This window comes from Cupriavidus sp. CP313 (assembly GCF_054072015.1).
The window spans coordinates 351344-371200 of the sequence record NZ_JBSVZB010000001.1; the positions used below are offsets into that span (position 1 = coordinate 351344).

Consider the following 19857-nt stretch of genomic DNA (forward strand, 5'->3'; position numbering starts at 1 on the left):
GGCGTGGCCGGCGCATCGCGGTAGTTCCGGGCTCAGGGCAGTCTCAGGACTGGCGCGCCGCCAGCGCGGATTGCCAGGCCTGCACGGCGGCGTCCGCAAAGGCCGCTGACTGGCCAGCGTAGTTGGCGGGGTCGGCAAGGCGGTCCAGCGCGGCGTCATCGAGCAGGCCGGCATGCGCCGGGTCGGATTGCAGCGTGCGGGCCAGCGCGTCGCGCAGGCTGGTGCCGTCGGCCACGGCACGCTGTGAGGCGCGTTCCACCAGGTGGTGCGCCGGCAGCCGGCCGATCCTGCTGCCAAGTTCAAGCATCGCCGCCTCGCCGAGGATCAGGCCATGGGTGAGGCCGAGGTTGGCACGCATGCGCGCCGTATCGACCTGCAGCCCCGCCACGACCTCGCCCATCTGGCGCAGCGCGCCGGCGGCCAGCGTCACGATCTGCGGCAGCGTGTCCCACTCTGCCTGCCAGCCGCCCAGGGCGCGCTCATGTTCCTGCACCATGCCCGCCAGCATCGTCGCCACCAGCGGCGGCACGCGCACGGCGGCCGTCAGCACCGCCGCGCAGCCGACCGGGTTGCGCTTGTGCGGCATGGTGCTGGAGCCGCCGCGGCCGGGGCCAGCAGGCTCGGCCACTTCCGCCACCTCGGTCTGCATCATCAGCGAGATATCGCGCGCCATCTTGCCGAGCGTGCCGGTCAGCATACCCAGCGTGGTGGCGATCTCGACCATGCGGTCGCGATGCGCGTGCCACGGCAGCACGGGCGCGGCCAGGTCCAATTCGCGGGCCAGCGCGGCGGTCACCGCGGGCGCGGCCTGACCGAGGCTGGCGAGCGTGCCGGCGGCGCCGCCGAACTGCAGCACGCGGGCCTGGGCGCGGGTGGCATCGAGACGGCCGAGATCGCGGCGCAGCGCATCGAGCCAGCCCGCGGCCTTGAGGCCGAAGCTGGCCGGCAGTGCATGCTGGAGCCAGGTGCGCGCGACCATCGGCGTGGCCCGATGCGCCGAAGCCAGCGCGGCGCAGGCTGCGCCCAGGCGCACCAGGTCGGCATCCAGCGCGCGCAGCGCGTCGCCGGCCTGGAGCACCAGTGCGGTGTCGATGATGTCCTGGCTGGTGGCGCCCCAGTGGACAAAGCGCGCCGCCTCGGCATCGCGCGCGGCCACGGCGGCGGTCAGTTGCCTGACGAAGGGAATGGCGAGATTGCCGGCAGCGACCGCGGCTTGCGCAAGCGCGTCGCGATCAATGATGCCGAGATCGCGGCAGACGTCGGCAATCACGGCCGCGGCCGTGGCAGGGATCACGCCGCTGTCGGCTTCGGCGCGCGCGAGCGCGGCCTCCACGGCAAGCATGCGCTGCACCGTGCCGGCGTCGGAGAAAATGTCCAGCACGGCCGGGCTGCCGGACATGGGATCGGTGAGACGCGTAGCGGTTGGCATTGGGGGCGATGGGTAGCGTGAGTGGCCGTGACATCGACGGCCACCCGATTATGCGTCTGTTGCCGGCAGCGGGGTCCTCAGATATCGAAGAACACCGTCTCGCCCTGCCCCTGCAGCGCCACGTCCCAGCGCAGCGTACCGTTGCCGGCATCGCTGGCAAGCAGCGTGCCGCGGCGCTCGGCGGGGACCAGCGCCAGCACGGCATCGGCGGCATTGGCCGCCGCTTCGTCCGGGAAGTACATGCGCGTGGCGACATGCCTGACCAGCCCGCGCATGAATACCGACACCATGATGTGCGGCGCCTGCGGCCGGCCGTCCGGACCGGGCACGGTGCCCGGCTTGACGGTGACGAAGCGGAACGAGCCGTCGGCCTCGGTCGGCACGCGGCCAAAGCCGGTAAAGCCGGGCACCAGCGGCAGTTCGCGCGCATCGTCGGGGTGGCGGTAGCGGCCGGCGGGGTTGGCCTGCCAGATCTCGACCATGCCGTCCGGCACGGGCTCGCCGTTGCCGTCCGTCACGCGGCCTTCAATCACGATGCGTTGGCCGGCCAGTTCCGGCGCGCTGGCGGTCAGGTCGGCGCAGTTCAGGCCGCTCAGGCCGATATGGAGATAAGGACCGACGGTCTGGGATGCGGTGGCGTAAAGCATGGTCTTACTCCATCGGCGTGGCATCGCGGCCACGCAGCACGATATCGAAATGGTAGCCGAGCGCGTATTCGGGCTGGGTCGTCTCCCAGTCGAGGCTGGCCACAAGCCGGTCGCGCGCCTTTTCGTCCGGCACGCAGTTGAAAATCGGATCGAACGGCAACAGCGGATCGCCGGGGAAATACATCTGCGTCACCAGCCGCGTGGCGTAGGCGTTGCCGAACAGCGAGAAGTGGATATGCTGCGGCCGCCAGGCATTGTGGTGGTTGCGCCAGGGATAGGCGCCGGGCTTGATGGTCTTGAACTGGTAGCGCCCGCTGGCATCGGTGACGGTGCGGCCTTCGCCCGAGAAATGCGGGTCGAGCGGCGCATCATGCTGGTCGCGCTTGTGCACGTAGCGGCCGGCCGCATTGGCCTGCCAGACCTCGATCAGCGCGTTCGGCACCGGCCTGCCATTCTCGTCCAGCACGCGGCCGGTCACGAGGATGCGCTCGCCGATGGGCTCGCCGCCGTTGCCGACGGTGAGGTCGTTATCGCCTTCGCGGACGAACTCGGCGCCAAAGGTGGGCCCGGTCACTTCAGACAACGACTGCGGCAGCGCAATCAGCGGCTGGTCCGGCGAGCGCTTCTGCGTCGAGGCATAGGGGTCGAAGCGGTATTCGGGCTGGGTGTCCCAGTAGGGACGACGGTACTGGGCAAGACGGGTCATCGCGCAGTCTCCTTGTCATTGGAATGGTTTGACTTTAAACAACACATAAAGTCATGTAAATTAAGAATTCGTCGAAATACGATAACTTTTTGACATGAAACCCCAAGCCCCACTCGCGCTCGAAATCTTCCGCAATCGCGTGCGGCTGCGGCACCTCTATTGTTTCGTGGCGGTGTCGCAGACTCAGCACCTGGGCCGTGCGGCCGAACGCCTGGGCCTGACCCAGCCGGCCGTCTCCAAGACACTGAGCGAGCTCGAGGAACTGGCCGGCACCCGCCTGCTGGTCCGGCAGCGGGCCGGCACTGAACTGACCACCGCCGGCACGCGCTTCCTGCGCCACGCCCTGCGCATCCTCGCGGATATCGATGCGGCGGCGGACAGCATGGCCGGCGCGGATGCGCTGCCGCAGGAGCGCATCCGGCTGGGTGCGCTGCCGAGCGTGGTGCCGGCAGTGCTGACTGACGCCCTGCTGCGTTTCCGCGCCGCGCATCCCGAGGTCGGCCTTGCCGTGCAGACCGGCATGAACCGCAACCTCATCGACCAGCTCAAGGCGGATGTGCTCGACCTCGTCATTGGCCGCATGGACGACCCGGTGGCCATGGAGAGCCTGTGGTTCGAGTCCCTGGGCCCGGACTCGCTGGCACTGGCGGTTCGTCCTGGGCATCCCCTCGCCGACCTATCGCGACCAACGCTGGTTGACGCGCTGGCGTGGCCGCTGGTGATTCCGGCCGCGGGCTCGATTCCCCGCCACAACACGGAAAGCCTGCTCGCCCGGCACGGCCTGCCCCTGCCGGGCGGATGCGTGGAAACCTCGGACGCCTATCTCGGACGGCTGCTGGCCCGGCAGAGCGACAGCGTGTGGGCAGCGCCGCTCTCTGCAACCAGGCGCGCGGTATCCGAGGGGGATCTGGTACTGCTGCCGATCGATACGCAGGGCACCGAGGAACCGATCGGCCTGCTGCGGCACGGCGACCGCACGCTCACGCCGATGGCCGAGGCGCTGGCGAACTGCATACGCGCCGCGGCCCAGCCTGCTTCCGCTCAGTGACTGGCGACGCTTGCGCTGCCATTGACTGAGTCGGCGGCAGCCGCAGGGCGGCTGCTGAAATGCTTCACCAGCAGTGCACCGGCGGCAAGGAATGCCGGCACGGTAAGCAGCGTGAAGATCGTGTCGAAGCCCAGGTGCAGGCGCAGCAGTTCAGCACCGAGCAGCGCGCCGGTGATGCCGCCGAAACGGCCGATGCCAAGCATCCAGGCAACGCCAGTGGCGCGACCCTGCGTCGGGTAAAAGGACGCGGCCAGGGAAGGCATCGAAGACTGGGCGCCGTTCATGGCCGTACCGGCGACGAAGATCAGCACGCCCAGCAGCACCTGGCTGCCGGTGCCGTGGCCCACTGCGTAGATCAGCACGCCGGTTGCGGCGTAAGTGATGGCGATGACCTTGTTCGGATTGAAGCGGTCCATGAACCAGCCGGCCGCGATAGTGCCGATGCCGCCGCCGAGCGGAAACAGCGCCGTCAGGAATGACGCGTGCTGGATCGAGAAACCGGCGTCCTTCATCAGCGTCGGCATCCAGCTCGTCAGCAGGTAGAAGATGACGAGGCCCATGAAGTAAGTGGACCACAGCATCGCCGAGCCCAGGCGATAGCCGGGGGCCAGCACGGTGCCGATGGCGGATCGGGTCGCAGGGGCCTGCTCGCTGATGATGAAGGTGTTGGCTTCGGGCAGATCTGCGCCGGTCACGCGCCGCAGCACGTTGCGGATCTGGTCGGCCCGATACTTGCGCAGGACCATGTAGCGCACGGACTCCGGCAATAGCACCACCAGCAACAGCGCGAGCGCAAGGGGCACGATGCCGCCAAGCAGCAGCACACTGTGCCAGCCGAAGTGCGGAATCATCGCGGCGGCGACAAAGCCGCCGGCCGCGGAACCCAGCGGAAAGCCGCAGAACATGGTGTTCACGAGCACGGCACGGCGGCGTTGCGGCGCAAACTCCGATGTCAGCGTCACGGCATTGGGCATGGCGGCGCCCAGGCCAAGGCCGGTCAGGAAGCGCCAGACCGTGAGCCAGCCCAGCGTGGGCGCAAACGCGGTGGCGAGGCTGCAGGCGCCAAAGAAGAAGACGGACAGCACCAGCACCTTCTTGCGGCCGACACGGTCAGCCAGCGGACCGGCGAAGATCGCACCGAAAGCAAGACCGAACAGGGCCGCGCTCATGACGGGCCCGAGGGCTGCTTTCTCGATCCCCCAGTCCTGCACCAGCGCCGGCGCGATATAGCCCATTGCCGCGGTATCGAAGCCGTCAACGGCCACAATCAGGAAGCACAGGCCAAGAATGAGCCACTGGTAACCAGTGAATCGCTGGCCATCGATCAGGGCCTGGACGTCTGCGACGCCGCCCTTCGTTTGGGTGGGATGTTGCACTGCTGTCTCCGTTTGCCTGGAAATCGCACTAGCCGTCCTGCAGGCCGGACATGCGATTTTGTTCTAATGGCGAACTGCTGTTCTCCAATTGAACGGAATCTTAGGCAACGGGCATTGCGACTCAGAATTAGCGTTAACCCGGCGGGAAATTGGCCGTCCAGCGTGTGGATTTCACCGGAACGCGCCATTTTTGTGGAACCAGATTGAACATCTGGATCAGGGAACAGTGCTTTCTATCAGAAAACCGGCTGATCGTGAAATTTACTATCAGACTAGCCTTGCGGCATTTCGGCGGTATAACCAAATTTCATGCAAAGAGCGCCAACTCTCAATTTACATTCCGAAACCCGCGACCTATAGTCCCTGGCCCCGGTGCGCCGAACCGATGCAATCCTGCGGTGACGTGCCTGTCCAATGTCTCAGGGCACGCGGCGCCACAAGCCGCCGGCCGAACCGAATCCATCCGATCATGCAACGTGTGCTTCTCATCCTTGGCTGCCTGCTGATCGCAGCCGCGGCTGCCTGGCCCTGGCTGTCGAAGCTGCCACTTGGACGGCTGCCCGGCGATATCCATATCGTCCGGGACGGGTTCAGCTTCTACTTTCCGATCACGACCTGCATCCTGGTGTCGGTGCTGGTGTCGGTCGTGATCTGGATCTTCCGGCGCTGAGCACTGCGAGGTGCACTAGGCTTGCGCCTCGGTCCGGAACACCGCCACCGCCCGCTGCATATGCAGCGCCTGCTCCTGCAGCGACTGCGCCGCCGCGGCGGCCTCCTCCACCAGCGCGGCGTTCTGCTGCGTGACCTGGTCCATCTGCGTCACCGCCTGGTTGACCTGGGCGATGCCGCTGCTCTGCTCGCGCGAGGCATGGCTGATCTCATCCATCATCGCCGTCACGCGGCCGATGGCGGCAACGGTGTTCTCCATGGTCGCGGCAACGTCCAGCGCCAGCGTGTTGCCCGACGCCACGCGCTGCGCCGATTGCGAGATCAGCGTGCGGATCTCCTTGGCCGAGTTGCCGGCGCGCTGCGCCAGCCCGCGCACTTCAGTCGCCACCACCGCAAAGCCGCGGCCGGCCTCGCCCGCGCGCGCGGCCTCCACCGCCGCGTTCAGCGCCAGGATATTGGTCTGGAAGGCAATGCCGTCGATCACCGCGATGATGTCGACGATGCGCCGCGAATCGGCCTCGATCTCCTGCATGGTCTGCTGCATGCGCCCGACCGCGTCGCCGCCGGCGCGCGCCACGCCGGACGCCTCGCGCGCCAGCTCGCTGGCCTGGCCGGCATTGCTGGCGTTCTGCTGCACGGTCGCCGTCAGCTGCTCCATGCTGGCCGCGGTCTGCTCCAGCGACGAGGCCTGCTCCTCAGTGCGCTGCGACAGGTCGATATTGCCCTGCGCGATATCGCCCGCCGCCGCCAGCACGTTGTGCGCGCCGGCCTTGGTGTCGCCGATCAGCGCGCGCCAGCTGTCCACCAGCGACAGCAGGTGCCGCTTGATCTCGCTCAGTTCGTCGCGCCCCCGCACCGCGATGCGCAGGGTCAGGTCGCCCGCGTTGATGCGCTCGACCATGTCCGCCACCTGCCGCACGTCGCCGCGCATGCCGCGGCTGAAGCCGATGAACAGGTAAAACGCGGCGGCCACGGTCACCAGCGCAATGCCCGCCAGCGACACGAACTGCCTTTCCTGCGCAGCGACACGCTGTGCCAGCATGGCGTCCACGATCCCGGCAAACGCCTTGTTGGCGGCCGCCACGCCTTCGATGGCCGCGGTGGCCTCGTCGAAGTAAGTCGTGGCATCGATATCGATGCCGGTCGCGCCCAGCATCCGGACCTTGAGCGTGCGATGGAAGTTGTCCATCGCGGCGAGTCGCGCCAGCGCGGCGTCGATGCGCGGCCGGTACGCGGGTGCCGCGTTCCCGACGCGCGCGATGTCGCGCCGCACCGTTTCCAGCCCCTCGTGGATCTGCTCGGCGAGCGCGCCCAGGCCCGCCTGCTGTGCGGCATCGGCATAGCCGCCCTGCGCGATGATGCCGGCCCCGCGGCCGCGCGCCAGCGCGCTCAGCTCAGCCAGGCGCGGCATCGGGCCCACCCGCAGGTTGATCAGGTAGTACGAGCCCGCGTCACTGTCCAGCGCCAGCTGCGAGCGCTCAGCCACGTCGCCGATAAACGCCTGCGTCTGCCGCACCAGCGCGCTGTGGCGCTCGAACAGCGGCCCGGCCGTGGTGTCCAGGCCTAGCCCGCGCAGATGCTGCCAGTCCTGCTCCAGCTTGCGCGCCCCGGCCCCCAGTTCGAAGGCAGGATTCTCCGCGATGCTGCGCGTCAGCCCCGCCAGGCTGGCCGCGGCCTTGTTGTCGGCGCCGTCGAAGGTGGCGCGAAAGGCCGCATTGCCGGACAACACCGCATTGGCGGCGCCGCGCCGGACCTGGGTCTCGCGCATGAAGTCGAGCGCATGCCCGACCACGGCAAGCCCCCGCACTTCATCGCCGGTGGTGCGGATCGATCGCGCCGCATCGCTCAGCACCACGTACATCGCGCCGCATAGCGGCACCAGGAACAGCACAGCGATCAGCGTGAGCTTGCGGTTGATATTCAGGCGCGCCATCAGGCGCTCGGCGGGAAGGAAGAAGGCGGGCATGGCGTCGTCGGACAGAGCTTGGTTTCCCCTGCTATCGGCCTTGTTTTGCAGGGCTGAAGCGCGGATTTCCAAGTTCTTGACGATGCGCAAATGCGGTGCAAGGAAAGCGCTGAAGTGGGGCAAAAATCCAGGAAAAATGGGCCGTCAGCACGATTTTCGGGCGGCCTCGATAGCGCTTCTGATCAGGCCCGTAATGCAGGCCCCGTCATAGCTGCGCACCGATCAGCGAAGCCAGCCGGTCGCGCAGTTTTTCCGACCAGGGCCGGGCCTTGCATGCTGAGCCTTCGCGCCCGGGCCGCCCGGGCCGTGCGGGCCTCTACGCGGCGGGCGCGATGCCCTCCCCGTCCGTGCCGGCCTCCTCGCCGTCTCCCGGCGCCAGCGGAACCTCCACCGTCAGCGCCGTACTGCCCGGCGCCGACCGGATCTGCAACCGGCCGCCGATGGCCGCCGCGCGCACCTGCATGTTGCGCAGCCCGCGCCCGCCGCGCGTGGCCCCGGTGTCGAAGCCGCGGCCGTTGTCGGCCAGCGTGATCCGGATCACCTGCGCGTCCATGTCCGCCTGGGCGGTCACGGTAAGGGCGGTTGCCCGCGCGTGCTGCAGCACGTTGGTGATGCCTTCGAGCAGCAGGTATTGCAGCTCCTGCACCTTGCGCGCGGTGAAATGCGCCAGCGTGGGCAGGCGCTCGACCTCCCAGTGGATATCGAGGCCGCCATCGGCGATGCGCGGCCCCAGGCGGTAGCGCAGGTTGCCCAGCACCGCCGCCAGGTCGCCGCCGGTGTCCTGCATGGCGTCGATGGAAAGCTTCAGCGAATCCAGGGCGTGCCGGACCTGCACGGCGATTTCCGGGGAGCTGGCCTTGCCGGATTCCAGCATCGAGATCGTGGTGACAAGCTGGCTGCCCAGGCCATCGTGCATGTCGCGCAGGATGCGGCCGCGCTCGCGCAGCGCGGTCTCCTCCGCTGCGATCTTCTGCGTGCGCGCGAAGGCCGCGCGCAGCTGCGCCTCGCGCTGCGCGACGCGCTCGGTCAGCACCTGGTTGGCGTCCTGCAGGCTCTGCACCGCGCTGGTGTAGCGCTCCACCAGCATCCACGCCATCACCACGCTGAACGGCACGGACACATAGCGGGTCATGGAATGGACCCAGTAGTAGTCGCCGGTCAGCCAGACCTTGATCCAGTCCGCCAGGAACAGCACCGCCGACACGCCCACGGTGGCGGCCAGCAGCGTCGCCTCGCGGCTGGGCCGGCGCAATGCGCCCCATACCATCGCGCCGGCCACGGTCAGGATGATGCCCACCTTGACCAGCCAGCTCAGCGGAAAGACCATCGGGTGGCTAGACATGGCGGCCAGCGGCGCGATCACCGGCAGCGCCAGCCACAAGTAGGCGTTGAGGGTGCGATGCAGCCAGCGCCACGGCACGCGGATCACCAGCAGGCAGAACCGGGCGATGGCACCCAGGAATACCTCGCGCGCGGCGGCAACGATATAGCTGCGCAGTTCCGCGGGAATCGCCAGGTCATCGACAAAGTAGTCGAGCAGCCGCACGCTCCAGGCGACCTCGGCCAGTCCGTACAGGCCGAACAGCGGATCGCGCTGGCGCCACCAGATCAGCAGCGCAAGGCCACCCAGCACGACGCTGAGCACCGCCGCAATCAGCGGGCCGACCACGCGCAGGCGGAAGGCCTGCTCGAACTGCGCGCGCACTTCGGCGGCCGGGCCCACCGTCACCGGCAGCAGGCCCGAGCGCGCATAGGCGCGCGCCGCCACGGTGATGCGCAGCAGGTTGCCGTGCGCGCTCGCCAGTTCGGGCGGCACGGCCGCGTAGTAGGGGCGCTTGGCCAGCGCCGACGAAGGTGCGTCCAGGCGCCCGCCGGCGGCGATCAGCACGCCATTGAGCCGCACCTCGTAGCTGCCGCCGGCCCATGGCACGAACAGCCCCCCAGGGTCAGCCGCGGGCCAGTTGCGGTCAAAGCGCAGTTCGTAGACTACCGTGCCGGACTTGCCCGGCTGCTCGCGGTCCCAGTAGTCAGGTAGCGTCAGCGGGCGCGCCGGCAGCACCGTGCCATCGGTCAGCGTGGCCGAGCGCGTGGCCGCGGCCAGTTCCATCGTGCCCGCGGCTGCCGCCATGCCGGACAGCATCAGGCAGGCCCATGCCAGCAGCACGGCAAGCACGGTCCGGAGGTGGCGCGGCCGATGCAGCATGGGGTGGGGTCACAAGGACTTGAGCAGGCCCAGCTTGGCCGCCTCGAACACGGCCTCGCCGCGCGAGCGCACTGCCAGCTTGCCGTAGATGTTCTTGATGTGCGATTGCACGGTATGCACGCTCAGCCCCAGGTAGCGGGCAGTCTCGGCATAGGTATAGCCGCGCGAGATCAGGTCCAGGATCTCGTTCTCGCGCACCGACAGCACCACGGCGCCGGTGGCCGCGGCATCGCGCGCAACCGCCTCTGCCGGCGCGCCGCGCAGCCGGTTCACCACCTGCCGCGCGATCAGCGGGCTCATCGGCGAGCCGCCCGCGCGCAGTTCGCCGATGGAGGCTGCGATGCGGTCCGTGGTTTCGTCCTTGAGCAGGTAGCCGATGGCGCCCGCCTCGATGCTGGCCAGCACGTGCTGGTCGTCGCCGAACACCGTGACCACCATGCAGTCGCAGGCGGGATAGCGCTCGCGCGCGGCGCGAATCACGTCAATGCCGCTGCCGTCCGGCAGGCCGAGGTCGCACAGCAGCACGTCGGGCTGATGCTGCGCGAGCCAGGCCAGGGCTTCCGTCGCGCTGGCGGTGCAGCCTGCCACCACCGTGGCCGGCGCATGCATCTCGACGGCCTGCACCAGGCGGCTCAGCGCCGCGGGATCGTCTTCGACGATCAGGACTCTTGTTGTGCTTGCCATGCCTGTGTTCCCGAGCCATGCCGTTGTGCTGCCCATTGTGCTGCCCGTTGTCCGGCCAGTCTTGCTGCCCGTCCTACTGCATGCTGTGCCGGGTACGACGGCGGATTCTGACATATCCGCCCGCGCATGGGACGGCCGGGCGGGTCCCTTCAGGGTAAACGCCGCCGCGCTTGTCTGCCGCCCTGACTCATCGCATGGCCGCGCACCGTTGCCCATCCCATATTCTGGGAGGCGCCGAACCGGCCGGCTCCTGAGATCGCGCCGGGACAGCCCCGTTTGGGGGATGCCACCCCATTTTTTCCGGAAATAGAGCGTTTTTGCCAGTTCTGTTGGATTTTGCAGGCTGTACGAATACAATGCCCCGGCGTCAGCCGAGGGAGCTGGCGGACCTGGAGAAAAGAAGAATGAAGACGGGAAAACTGGTGATAGGGCTGGCGCTGGCCGGGTTGCTGGCGGGGTGTGAATCGATGGACGGCGCAATGTCCTCCATCAGCGGCGTGCTCGACGGCACCGGCGACGTGCTGAGCGGCGACTTCCGCATGCTGGCGGATCCGAAGCCTGCCTCGCTGGGCGATATCTGGTCGGACTGGAAGAAGAACGAAATCACCGCGAAGAAGAAGTGGGATTCGCAGGCAATCCTGGTATCCGGTACGGTCGCCCGCATCACCAAGGTGGATGGCCTGCGCAAATCGGACGACACCATCGCCGTCTACTTCAAGGACTCGGTCAATCCGCAGTGCACCGGCAAGGCGCTGATGCGCGACGCGCTGATGGTCAACCAGAAGAAGATCAGCAACCTGCAGACCGGGGACAAGATCAACGTCACCGGCGTGCTGGCCACGCGCGATTCGGAAATGGCCAACAGCAGCAATACCGAATGCTATTTCGCGTTCAGCAAGTCGAAGATCGAGCCGGCGGCCAATACGACGGCAGCTGCCAGCAGCCCAGCCGCTCCCGCCAAGGCAGCCACGACCACCAAATCGACAAAGTCGACCAAGACCAGCAGCACGAAGTAAACCGGCCAAACGGTGGCGACGGGCGGCAGTATGGCCGCCCGGCACGCCCGCCCCGGCCACGCGTGCGGCGCCCTGCCTCGCGCCATGTGGATACTGCGGCACGGCACGCCCAGCCGGCCCTGCATCCCTTACAAACTCTGAAACCGTTGCACGGTGGCGCGCGCCAAAGTGCCGGCAAACCCCCGTCCGCGGGGCACCCCGCCGCACGGTACGAATCTTGCCCCTTCCTGATTACCCGCCAGCGGTTCGCGCACGGCATGTGCGCCCGCACATGGCGCCACACGCACACTGTCAGGAAAACAGCATGGGCTACTACTACGATGAGCGCAATGCGCGCGCCGCGCGCCAACGCCGCCAGGCATGGGAAGACGATGACTGGCAACCTGAATCCGAACAGGAGCGCTGGCAAGCGCAGCGTCGGCGCCAGCAAATGGCCCCCGGCCAGACCAGCTACGGCGGCCCCGCCCGCCCGGGCCGGGAATTCAATGAAGCGTACGGCACCGGCAGGTACCCGGAACACCCGTCCGGCGCGCGCTACGGCAGCAACCTGCGCTACGGCCTGAACGGCGGCTATGGCTGGGAGCGTGCCAGCGAATGGCGCGATCCGCAGGCATGGCAACGCGACGACGAGGACGCCGAGCGCCAGTGGCGCCGCAGCGCCGAACGCGCACGGGATCCGCGTGAATCGCCTCACGCGCGCGGCCATGACACCTACTTCAGCGACCTGCGCAGCGACACCCGCTACTGGGTCGACCCGCACGAGGACTGGGAAGAGAAGCAGCGCTATGAGGCCCGGCGCCACGGCCCGGGCTACCGGGAGTATGCGCAGCGCCGCGGCTGGGAAGCCGACAATCCCGATGACGAGCGCGAAGGCTCGCATGGCGTGCTCTACAACCTGGGCCGCCGCATCGGCGAAGCCGTGGGCGACTGGTTCGGCACCTCCGAACGCCGCGCCGGCCCGCGCGGCTACCAGCGCAGCGATGAGCGCATCCGCGACCAGATCTGCGAGCAACTCAGCTACGCGCGCGGCGTTGACGTGAGCGACGTCAGCGTCGACGTCAGCGAAGGCGTGGTGTCACTGACCGGCACCGTGCGCGACCGCGGCCAGAAGTTCTATATCGAAGACCTGGCCGACGGCACCTACGGCGTCAAGGAGGTCAACAACGACATCCGCGTGCGCCGCGAGCCCCCCGAAGCCCGCAGCACCGGCGATGTGACCGGCAGCACCTGGCGCGGATGACACCAGCGATGGCGGGCGCTGCAGGCCCTAGGCGCCCGCCACGCCAACCTCCGCCGCCAGCCGTTCGCGGATAAACCCCAGGAACGCACGCACACCCTCAGGCAGCGTGCGGCCCGCCAGCGTCTGCAACTCGACCGCGCGGCTGCGCATGCCGCGCTCCCGGATCGAGGCGGCGTGCAGTTCGCCGCGGCGCAACCTGTCTCCCACGGTGACGGCGCCGGAGATCGACAGCCCGCCACCGTGCAGCACGAAGTTGGTCAGGGTCTCGAAGTGGTTGGTCACCAGCACCGGCTCGAACACCATGCCGCGTTCGCCGCAAGCGATGTCGAACAGCTGGCGCACGGTGTTGTCGCCCTCCGGCAGCGCCAGCGGGTAAGGCTGCATCTGCGCCAGCGTGACGCTGCGAAAGCGCGCCAGCGGATGGTCCGGACGCATGATGGCAATTACCGGCGCCGGCTGGCGGTGCTCCACGCGGATGCCCTGCTCCGCGGCGCGGCTGTAGGTGATGCCGATGTCCGCATCGCCATGCAGCACGATGCCGGTGACTTCGGCCGGCGGCGCCACGCGCACATGGAACTGCAGGCCCGGATAGCGCAGGCGGAACTCGGCAATGATGCGCGGCAGGAACTCGATCGCAAACCCCGCCGAGCTGGCCACCCGCACGCGGCCCCGGCGCAGGCCCTGCAGCGCGGCGATCTCTGACACCACCCGATCGGCTTCCAGCGCGCCGCGCAGGGCATAGGCTGCCAGCAACTCCCCGGCGGCGCTGGCCACCATGCCACGCGGCCGGCGGTCGAACAGCGGCACGCCGAGCAACGCTTCGAGCGCGCCGACCTGGCGGCTCACCGCCGACACGGTGACATTCAGCCGCTGCGCCGCCTCGGTCAGCGAGCCGCTGCGTATGACCTCCAGGAAATAGCGCAGCGAGGTGTCCTGCAGGCGATGCGACAGCATGGGCGGCTCCGGGGGCTGGTTTGCATTTTACGCAAGGATATTTGAAAAAATCATCGATTGCGGGAAACCGTGCGCCGCCCGTATGCTTTTTCCCGACACCACAGGAGACACCCGAGCCATGGCGCCCACCCAGACCCCCGATCCCATCACCGAACTCGATGCCGTCGCCCTGTCGCGCGCCATCCATGCGCGCGAGGTCTCGTGCGTGGAAGTGCTCGATGCCTTCCTTGGCCAGATCGACCGCCACAACCCGCGCGTCAACGCCATCGTGGCGCCGGTTGACCGCGACACCCTGCGCAAGCAGGCGGCCGGGCTCGACGTGGAGCTTGGGCGCGGCGCCAGCCGCGGCCCGCTGCATGGCTTCCCGCAGGCGCCCAAGGACATCAGCCCGGCGGCGGGCATGGTCACCACCAAGGGCTCGCCGATCTTCGCCGGGCAGGTCAGCGAGGCCGACGCCGTGATCTTCGAGCGCATGCGCGCCGGCGGCGCGGTCTTTGTCGGGCGCACCAACTCGCCGGAGTTCGGCCTGGGCGGCCATACCTACAACCCGGTCTACGGCACCACCCGCAACGCCTTCGACCCGGCACGCTCCGCCGGCGGCAGCAGCGGCGGCGCCGCGGTGGCGGTGGCGCTGCGCATGCTGCCGGTGGCGGATGGCTCGGACATGATGGGGTCGCTGCGCACGCCCGCGGCATTCAACCACGTGTATGGCCTGCGCACCTCGGTCGGCTGCGTGCCGCACGGCCCGGGCGACGAGGTCTTCTTCCAGCAGTTCAGCGTGGCCGGCCCGATGGCGCGCAACGTGCCGGACCTGGCCCTGCTGCTGTCGGTGCAGGCCGGCTTCGACGCGCGCCTGCCGCTGACGCACCGCGCCGAAGCGCCCGGCACCTTCACGCTGCCGCCCGAACGCGACTGGGCCGGCGTGCGCATCGGCTGGCTGGGCAACCTGGGCGGCCACCTGCCGACCGAAGCCGGCGTGCTCGAGACCTGCGAGCAGGCGCTCACGCACCTGCGCACGCTCGGCTGCACCGTGGACACCGCGCTGCCCGAGTTCGACCTGGAGCGCCTGTGGCACGCGTGGATCGACCTGCGCAGCTTCTCGGTGGCTGGCGCCAACGCGGCGCTGTACCACGACCCGGCCAGGCGCGCGCTGCTCAAGCCCGAGGCCGCATGGGAGATCGAGCGCGGCCTGGCCCTGCCGGGCACGCGCGTGTACGAGGCCCTGTGCGAGCGCAGCGCGTGGTACCAGGCACTGCGCTCGCTGTTCGAGCGCTTCGACTACCTGGTGCTGCCGGCCGCGCAGGTGTTCCCGTTCGATGCTGACTGGGACTGGCCGCACACCATCGACGGCCACGACATGGACACCTACCACCGCTGGATGCAGGCCGTGGTGCCGGCCACCATGGCCGGACTGCCCGCCCTGGCCGCACCAGCCGGCTTCGGCCCCCAGGGCCTGCCGGCCGGCATCCAGATCATCGGCCCGGCGCAGGCCGACGCCGCGGTGCTGCAGCTCGGCCATGCCTATGACCAGGCCGGCGGCTTCTCGCGCGTGCGCAGCCCCTGGCTCGATTGAGCCCTCGACTTGTCCTGGCCCCGCTTCGTATTGCTTCCGATTGCCTTCTATTCCTATAACTGCCGGCAGGAGTGCCAACGATGACCGCAATGCCCCCGAAGCTGTTTCTCGCCTGCGCCGCCGCCCTGACCGCGGTGCTGTCCACAACGCCCGCCGCCGCGCAGTACTGGCCGGACCGCCCGATCCGGCTGGTGGTGCCCTTCGCCGCGGGCGGCGCCACTGATGTGCTGGGCCGCCTGCTGGCAGTCGGCCTTGGCGAAAAGCTCGGCCAGTCGGTAGTGGTCGAGAACAAGCCCGGCGCCAGCACCGTGATCGGCGCCACCCAGGTATCCAAGGCCGCGCCCGACGGCTACACGCTGCTGCTGGCGGCCAGCACCACGCTGACGCTGAACCCGGCGATCCGCCAGCACCTGGGCTACGACCCCATCAAGAGCTTCACCCCGCTGGGCCTGGTCGCCGACATGAGCCTGGTGCTGGTGGCCAACCCGGACACGCAGATCACCTCGCTCAAGGATCTGGTGACGCAGGCGAAGGCCCACCCTGACAAGTTCTCCTACGGCTCGTTCGGCGCGGGGTCCTCGGTGCATTTCGGCGCGGAGATGCTCAAGTCCGCCACCGGCATCCGCATGGTCCACGTGCCCTTCAACGGCAGCGCCCCCAGCCTGACCGCGCTGGCCGGCGGCCAGGTGCCGGTCGCGGTCGATACCGTGGTGGCCACCCTGCCGCTGATCAAGGGCGGCAAGATCCGGCCGGTGGCGGTGCTGTCGCCGCAGCGACTGCCAGCGTTGCCGCAGGTACCGACGGTGGCCGAGAGTGGCTACCCCGGCTTCCAGATGGGCACGTGGTTCGCGCTGCTGGCACCCGCGGGCCTGCCCGCGCCGGTGCACCAGAAGCTGGAGAAGGCCCTGGCCGACGTCGCCAACGCGCCGGCTACCAAGGCACGCATGGTCGAACTGGCGCTGACGCCGGCTTATGGCAATGGTGCGGCGGTGAAGGCGCGGGTGGAGAAGGAATTGCCGGAGATGCGGGCGGTGGCGGCGCGGGCGGATATTCGGGCGGAGTAACGACACAGCGGGCGGGCCACCGGCCCGCTGCGGCTTACCCCAGCACGCGCATCGTTCGCTCGCCCTCCGGTGCCAATTGATGTAGCACCTTGCCCTTGAAAACCGTGGCCTTCAGATCATCCAGCACGTCCTTGGCGCCGCCATAGGGGGCGAACACGTCGATAAGGAACGCCTTGTCGCCCGACTTCCAATCTCCGGGCGCCAATTGGTATGGCGGCTTGGCAAACCGCTCGATCACAGCGTCGGAGAGGTAGGCCCAGGTCACAAAGGCCGTGGGCATGTCGCCCCGCATATACAGCTTGGCCTGCTCCAGGATCAGCGGCGGCATTACGCGCCACTCCAGGTCAGAGAAGAAGCTGTGGCGTGTGGTCGGGTTGTTCATCATGAGCCAAGACACCGGGCCAAGCAGCGGGATCTTCTTGATGACGCGCTGCGCTTGCTCGGCAGCAAACTTCATCAGCTGTTCGTTATCGGTCGGGATAGTCATTGGATACTCGTCCTGGGTTGTTTCATGCGGGCAGCAGCGGGCATGGCGGGCACTGCCGGCGTTTCCTGCTGTGCATTGTTGGTCAGCAGCGCATTCACGCCCTGCACATCCGCCTCAGTCAGCGTGCCCGCCGCCGCCTTCAGCCGCATGCCTTGCAGGATAGTGTCGTAGCGTGCCTTCGCGAGATCGCGCTGCGCCGCAAAGAGTTGTTGCTCGGCATTGAGCACGTCGATGTTCACGCGCGTGCCGATCCGGTAGCCGATCTTGTTGGCGTTGACCGAATCCAGGCTCGACGTGACCGCGGAAGTCAGCGCCTCGACCTGGGACAGGCCGCTCGTTACACCACCGTAGGCTTGCCGTGCCTGCGTCGCCGCCTGGCGCCGCGCCGCTTCCAGCTCCGCGCGCGACTTGTATCGATTGGCGATTGCCTCGGTCACGCGCGAGTTGACGGCGCCGCCCTGGTAGATCGGGATTGTCAGCTGCAGCCCGATGGTGCCGGACTTGACCCGGTTCTCGATGTCCGCCGGCGAGGTCATCGAACCCGAGGTGTAGTTGTTGCCATAGCCAGCCGTGAAATCCAGCGTCGGCAGGTGCGCCGCGCGGTTCCTGGACACCTCTTTCTCGGCAACTTCGACCGCTGCCGACTGCGTGCGCACTACCGGGTTGTTCTCCCGCGCATGACCCATCCAGGCATTGACATCCTTCGGCTCGGGACCCGGCAGGGTCACGTCAGCCTTCAGGCCCGCCACGGGCTCTGGCAATGGCCCGACCAGCCGTTCGAGTTCCGCCTGCTTCGCTTCCTGGTCATTGAGCGCCTGCACCAGCTGCGAGCGCCCCAGGTCGTGGCGGGACTGCGACTCGTACACATCGGTAATGGTCGCCTCGCCCACGTCGTAGCGGCGCTGGGCAAGCACGCGCTGCTGCTCCACGGCCCGCAATTGTGCCCTGGCAACTGTCACGCTGTCGCGCGCGGTCAGCAGATCGAAATACGCCTGCGAGGTGCGCAGGATCAGGTCGCTCTCGGCCTGCGCGAACTGCGCCTCGGCCTGCTCGACCTGTGCACCCGCTTGTGCCACGCCGATCCAGTTGGCGACACGCACCACCGGCTGCGACAGCTGCAAGTTCCACGCCCAGCTATTCACGCTGCGGTCCGTGAACGGACTGCCCGCGAAGCTCGATTGCCCGTCCTGGCGATTGCCGTTGCCATTCAGGTTGATCGAGGGCAGCACGCCGGCGCGAGCCTGCGGCAGCTTCTCGCGTCCGGCCTCCAGCGCGTAGCGTGATGCCTCGAAGGTGGGGTCACCCCCCTGTGCCATCCGGTAGACCGACAGCAGGTCGATGGCGCTGGCCTGGCTCGGGACAAGAGCGCCGACCGCGGCCAGCGCAGCCACAGCAGCGCTGCTCAAAACATGCATGCGTGCCATCACCGCTCCCGCAAGGCTTCATCCTTGTAGCGCATCAGCGGCGACAGGAAGTAGGAAATCATGCGGCGCTCGTCCACGCGGATATCGGCGGTCACGCTCATCCCAGGAGTCAGCGCCCCCTTGCGCCCATTGACTGAGTTCGGCGTGGCCATCGTGTCGAGCTTGATGCGCACTGGATAGATGGGGCCCAGCTTCTGATCATTGATGGCGTCGGTACCCACCCACTGCACTTCACCCTCGATGTAGCCGAAGCGGGTGAAGTCAAAGGTCTCCACCTTGGTGATGACACGCTGGCCGGGCTTCACGTAGCCAATGTCCTTGTTCTGCACCTGAGCATCCACTTCCAGCGCAGTGTTCTCGGGCACCACGATCGCCACCGGCTGCGCCTGGGTCACCACGCCGCCAACGGTAGTCACCGCCAGCTGCTGGACGATGCCGTCGATCGGTACGCGCAGCGTCTGCAGGTCACGCCGCTGCGTGGCCTTGACCAGTTCCAGCTCGGCCGTGGCAGCCTTGCGGCTTTCCTCGGCCAGTTCAGCCGCATGCCGCGCACTGAACTCGGCCACCGCCTGCGCGCGCTGTTGCTGTGCGGCGTTCAGGCCCGCGCCGGCCTCGGCCAGCCGGTTGGTCTGCAACGCCAGATCCCTCCTGAGGTTGATCAGCTCCAGCCGCGTCTCGATCAGGCCGGTCTCGGCGATATGCCCGGTCTTGACCAGTTCCTCGCGCATGTCGTTCTTCCTGGTGACAAGCGGCAGGCTGGCGCGGATCTGCTCCAGACTGGCAGCGGCCCCGTCCCGGTCGGCACGCTTGCGGGCAATCTCGGCGTCAAGCGCCGCCAGCCTGGCGCGTTGCTCGGCCAGCGCGCTGGTGAGCAGCGCTTGCTGCGTCCGGGCAATATCCGCAGGCAAGCCTTCGACGGCCGGCATGGTGGGCTTGCCGTCGAGAAGCGCTGTCAGCCGCTGCACCCCGGCTACGGCCTCCCATTGGTCGCGCTGCAGCCGGTCACGGTCTGCTGCAGTGGTGGTCGGGTCGAGTTCGACCAGGACGGCGCCAGCCTTGACCTTCTCACCGTCGCGCACATGGATCTCGCGCACGATGCCGGCTTCGAGCGGCTGCACCACCTTGGACTTGCCCGAGGGAATCACCTTGCCCTGCGCGGAGACCACCACGTCCATTTTCGCCATCGTGGCGTAGACCAGTGCAAGGACGGCCATGCCGCAGATACTGCCAGCGACGATCCGTGCCATGCGCGCCGGACGGCGGTTGGCGATGCCCATGGCGGCAGTGGCGAAGGCATCGGCTGCGGATCGGCTTCTGTCAGTTGAGTCTTTGTGCTTCATGATTGGTAAAGGATGCCGGCCCGCCCAGCCT

At 68.1% G+C, this 19857-nt stretch carries 17 protein-coding genes; 6 read left to right on the forward strand and 11 right to left on the reverse strand.

Annotation, left to right across the window (positions count from 1 at the left end):
* Window positions 1-43: 43 nt before the first annotated feature.
* The 3 genes from ACW4E8_RS01585 to pcaH all read right to left on the reverse strand — a co-directional run bounded on the left by ACW4E8_RS01585 (window position 44) and on the right by pcaH (window position 2782).
* Window positions 44-1429: a 3-carboxy-cis,cis-muconate cycloisomerase gene (locus ACW4E8_RS01585; protein WP_456802909.1), complete on the reverse strand. Its 1386-nt coding sequence runs from the start codon at window positions 1427-1429 to the stop codon at window positions 44-46.
* A 77-nt stretch (window positions 1430-1506) separates the two neighbouring features.
* Window positions 1507-2076 carry a protocatechuate 3,4-dioxygenase subunit alpha gene (gene pcaG, locus ACW4E8_RS01590; RefSeq protein WP_456802910.1) on the reverse strand — a complete coding sequence of 190 codons (570 nt, stop codon included), beginning with the start codon at window positions 2074-2076 and terminating at the stop codon, window positions 1507-1509.
* Between the two features lie 4 nt (window positions 2077-2080).
* Window positions 2081-2782 carry a protocatechuate 3,4-dioxygenase subunit beta gene (pcaH, locus tag ACW4E8_RS01595; RefSeq protein ID WP_316156092.1) on the reverse strand — a complete coding sequence of 234 codons (702 nt, stop codon included), beginning with the start codon at window positions 2780-2782 and terminating at the stop codon, window positions 2081-2083.
* A gap of 94 nt (window positions 2783-2876) precedes the next feature.
* Here pcaH and ACW4E8_RS01600 point away from each other — a divergent pair, with 94 nt between their 5' ends.
* Complete coding sequence (locus ACW4E8_RS01600) at window positions 2877-3830, forward strand: LysR substrate-binding domain-containing protein (protein ID WP_456802911.1); 954 nt, start codon at window positions 2877-2879, stop codon at window positions 3828-3830.
* On the opposite strand, the gene ACW4E8_RS01605 is transcribed toward ACW4E8_RS01600, so the two are convergent.
* A complete protein-coding gene (locus ACW4E8_RS01605; RefSeq protein ID WP_456802912.1) occupies window positions 3824-5206 on the reverse strand; it encodes an MFS transporter in 1383 nt (460 codons plus the stop codon). The two genes, ACW4E8_RS01600 and ACW4E8_RS01605, sit on opposite strands and share 7 nt — an antisense overlap.
* Before the next feature lie 469 nt (window positions 5207-5675).
* Here ACW4E8_RS01605 and ACW4E8_RS01610 point away from each other — a divergent pair, with 469 nt between their 5' ends.
* Window positions 5676-5876, forward strand: coding sequence for a DUF2905 domain-containing protein (locus ACW4E8_RS01610; RefSeq protein WP_340525616.1), 201 nt, complete (start codon window positions 5676-5678; stop codon window positions 5874-5876).
* 15 nt (window positions 5877-5891) lie between these two features.
* Here the strand turns inward: ACW4E8_RS01610 and ACW4E8_RS01615 are convergent, their stop codons facing one another.
* The 3 genes from ACW4E8_RS01615 to ACW4E8_RS01625 all read right to left on the reverse strand — a co-directional run bounded on the left by ACW4E8_RS01615 (window position 5892) and on the right by ACW4E8_RS01625 (window position 10728).
* On the reverse strand, window positions 5892-7841 hold the full coding sequence (locus tag ACW4E8_RS01615) for a methyl-accepting chemotaxis protein (RefSeq protein WP_456802913.1): 1950 nt from the start codon (window positions 7839-7841) through the stop codon (window positions 5892-5894).
* Between the two features lie 316 nt (window positions 7842-8157).
* Window positions 8158-10044 (reverse strand): ATP-binding protein, encoded by a 1887-nt coding sequence (locus ACW4E8_RS01620; RefSeq protein ID WP_456802914.1) that lies wholly within the window; start codon window positions 10042-10044, stop codon window positions 8158-8160.
* Between the two features lie 9 nt (window positions 10045-10053).
* Complete coding sequence (locus ACW4E8_RS01625) at window positions 10054-10728, reverse strand: response regulator (RefSeq protein ID WP_456802915.1); 675 nt, start codon at window positions 10726-10728, stop codon at window positions 10054-10056.
* Between the two features lie 404 nt (window positions 10729-11132).
* On the opposite strand from ACW4E8_RS01625, the gene ACW4E8_RS01630 reads away from it, so the two are divergent.
* Complete coding sequence (locus ACW4E8_RS01630; RefSeq protein ID WP_456802916.1) at window positions 11133-11744, forward strand: OB-fold protein; 612 nt, start codon at window positions 11133-11135, stop codon at window positions 11742-11744.
* Between the two features lie 304 nt (window positions 11745-12048).
* Window positions 12049-12984: a BON domain-containing protein gene (locus ACW4E8_RS01635; RefSeq protein ID WP_456802917.1), complete on the forward strand. Its 936-nt coding sequence runs from the start codon at window positions 12049-12051 to the stop codon at window positions 12982-12984.
* A gap of 27 nt (window positions 12985-13011) precedes the next feature.
* Here ACW4E8_RS01635 and ACW4E8_RS01640 read toward each other — a convergent pair whose 3' ends face one another.
* Window positions 13012-13938: a LysR substrate-binding domain-containing protein gene (locus ACW4E8_RS01640; RefSeq protein ID WP_456802918.1), complete on the reverse strand. Its 927-nt coding sequence runs from the start codon at window positions 13936-13938 to the stop codon at window positions 13012-13014.
* 118 nt (window positions 13939-14056) lie between these two features.
* On the opposite strand from ACW4E8_RS01640, the gene ACW4E8_RS01645 reads away from it, so the two are divergent.
* Window positions 14057-15511, forward strand: a complete 1455-nt coding sequence (locus ACW4E8_RS01645; protein WP_456802919.1) for an amidase — start codon at window positions 14057-14059, stop codon at window positions 15509-15511.
* 80 nt (window positions 15512-15591) lie between these two features.
* Window positions 15592-16575, forward strand: a complete 984-nt coding sequence (locus ACW4E8_RS01650; RefSeq protein ID WP_456802920.1) for a Bug family tripartite tricarboxylate transporter substrate binding protein — start codon at window positions 15592-15594, stop codon at window positions 16573-16575.
* A 34-nt stretch (window positions 16576-16609) separates the two neighbouring features.
* Here the strand turns inward: ACW4E8_RS01650 and ACW4E8_RS01655 are convergent, their stop codons facing one another.
* From ACW4E8_RS01655 to ACW4E8_RS01665, 3 genes are read right to left on the reverse strand one after another with little or no spacing between them, the layout of a single operon-like run.
* Window positions 16610-17062 carry a toxin-activating lysine-acyltransferase gene (locus tag ACW4E8_RS01655; protein WP_456802921.1) on the reverse strand — a complete coding sequence of 151 codons (453 nt, stop codon included), beginning with the start codon at window positions 17060-17062 and terminating at the stop codon, window positions 16610-16612.
* A complete protein-coding gene (locus ACW4E8_RS01660; RefSeq protein WP_456802922.1) occupies window positions 17059-18477 on the reverse strand; it encodes a TolC family outer membrane protein in 1419 nt (472 codons plus the stop codon). The genes ACW4E8_RS01655 and ACW4E8_RS01660 overlap by 4 nt, the downstream gene beginning before the upstream one ends.
* Window positions 18478-18485: 8 nt before the next feature.
* The gene (locus ACW4E8_RS01665; RefSeq protein ID WP_456802923.1) at window positions 18486-19826 is read right to left on the reverse strand and encodes an HlyD family type I secretion periplasmic adaptor subunit; all 1341 of its coding nucleotides are present in this window, start codon (window positions 19824-19826) and stop codon (window positions 18486-18488) included.
* Window positions 19827-19857: the final 31 nt, after the last annotated feature.

What these genes read in the sequence shown, in the direction of transcription:
- ACW4E8_RS01585 (WP_456802909.1), bottom strand. Translation starts at nt 1,429, where the DNA reads ATGCCAACCGCTACGCGTCTCACCGATCCCATGTCCGGCAGCCCGGCC.
- pcaG (WP_456802910.1), bottom strand. Translation starts at nt 2,076, where the DNA reads ATGCTTTACGCCACCGCATCCCAGACCGTCGGTCCTTATCTCCATATC.
- pcaH (WP_316156092.1), bottom strand. Translation starts at nt 2,782, where the DNA reads ATGACCCGTCTTGCCCAGTACCGTCGTCCCTACTGGGACACCCAGCCC.
- ACW4E8_RS01600 (WP_456802911.1), top strand. Translation starts at nt 2,877, where the DNA reads ATGAAACCCCAAGCCCCACTCGCGCTCGAAATCTTCCGCAATCGCGTG.
- ACW4E8_RS01610 (WP_340525616.1), top strand. Translation starts at nt 5,676, where the DNA reads ATGCAACGTGTGCTTCTCATCCTTGGCTGCCTGCTGATCGCAGCCGCG.
- ACW4E8_RS01615 (WP_456802913.1), bottom strand. Translation starts at nt 7,841, where the DNA reads ATGCCCGCCTTCTTCCTTCCCGCCGAGCGCCTGATGGCGCGCCTGAAT.
- ACW4E8_RS01620 (WP_456802914.1), bottom strand. Translation starts at nt 10,044, where the DNA reads ATGCTGCATCGGCCGCGCCACCTCCGGACCGTGCTTGCCGTGCTGCTG.
- ACW4E8_RS01625 (WP_456802915.1), bottom strand. Translation starts at nt 10,728, where the DNA reads ATGGCAAGCACAACAAGAGTCCTGATCGTCGAAGACGATCCCGCGGCG.
- ACW4E8_RS01630 (WP_456802916.1), top strand. Translation starts at nt 11,133, where the DNA reads ATGAAGACGGGAAAACTGGTGATAGGGCTGGCGCTGGCCGGGTTGCTG.
- ACW4E8_RS01635 (WP_456802917.1), top strand. Translation starts at nt 12,049, where the DNA reads ATGGGCTACTACTACGATGAGCGCAATGCGCGCGCCGCGCGCCAACGC.
- ACW4E8_RS01640 (WP_456802918.1), bottom strand. Translation starts at nt 13,938, where the DNA reads ATGCTGTCGCATCGCCTGCAGGACACCTCGCTGCGCTATTTCCTGGAG.
- ACW4E8_RS01645 (WP_456802919.1), top strand. Translation starts at nt 14,057, where the DNA reads ATGGCGCCCACCCAGACCCCCGATCCCATCACCGAACTCGATGCCGTC.
- ACW4E8_RS01650 (WP_456802920.1), top strand. Translation starts at nt 15,592, where the DNA reads ATGACCGCAATGCCCCCGAAGCTGTTTCTCGCCTGCGCCGCCGCCCTG.
- ACW4E8_RS01655 (WP_456802921.1), bottom strand. Translation starts at nt 17,062, where the DNA reads ATGACTATCCCGACCGATAACGAACAGCTGATGAAGTTTGCTGCCGAG.
- ACW4E8_RS01660 (WP_456802922.1), bottom strand. Translation starts at nt 18,477, where the DNA reads ATGCATGTTTTGAGCAGCGCTGCTGTGGCTGCGCTGGCCGCGGTCGGC.
- ACW4E8_RS01665 (WP_456802923.1), bottom strand. Translation starts at nt 19,826, where the DNA reads ATGAAGCACAAAGACTCAACTGACAGAAGCCGATCCGCAGCCGATGCC.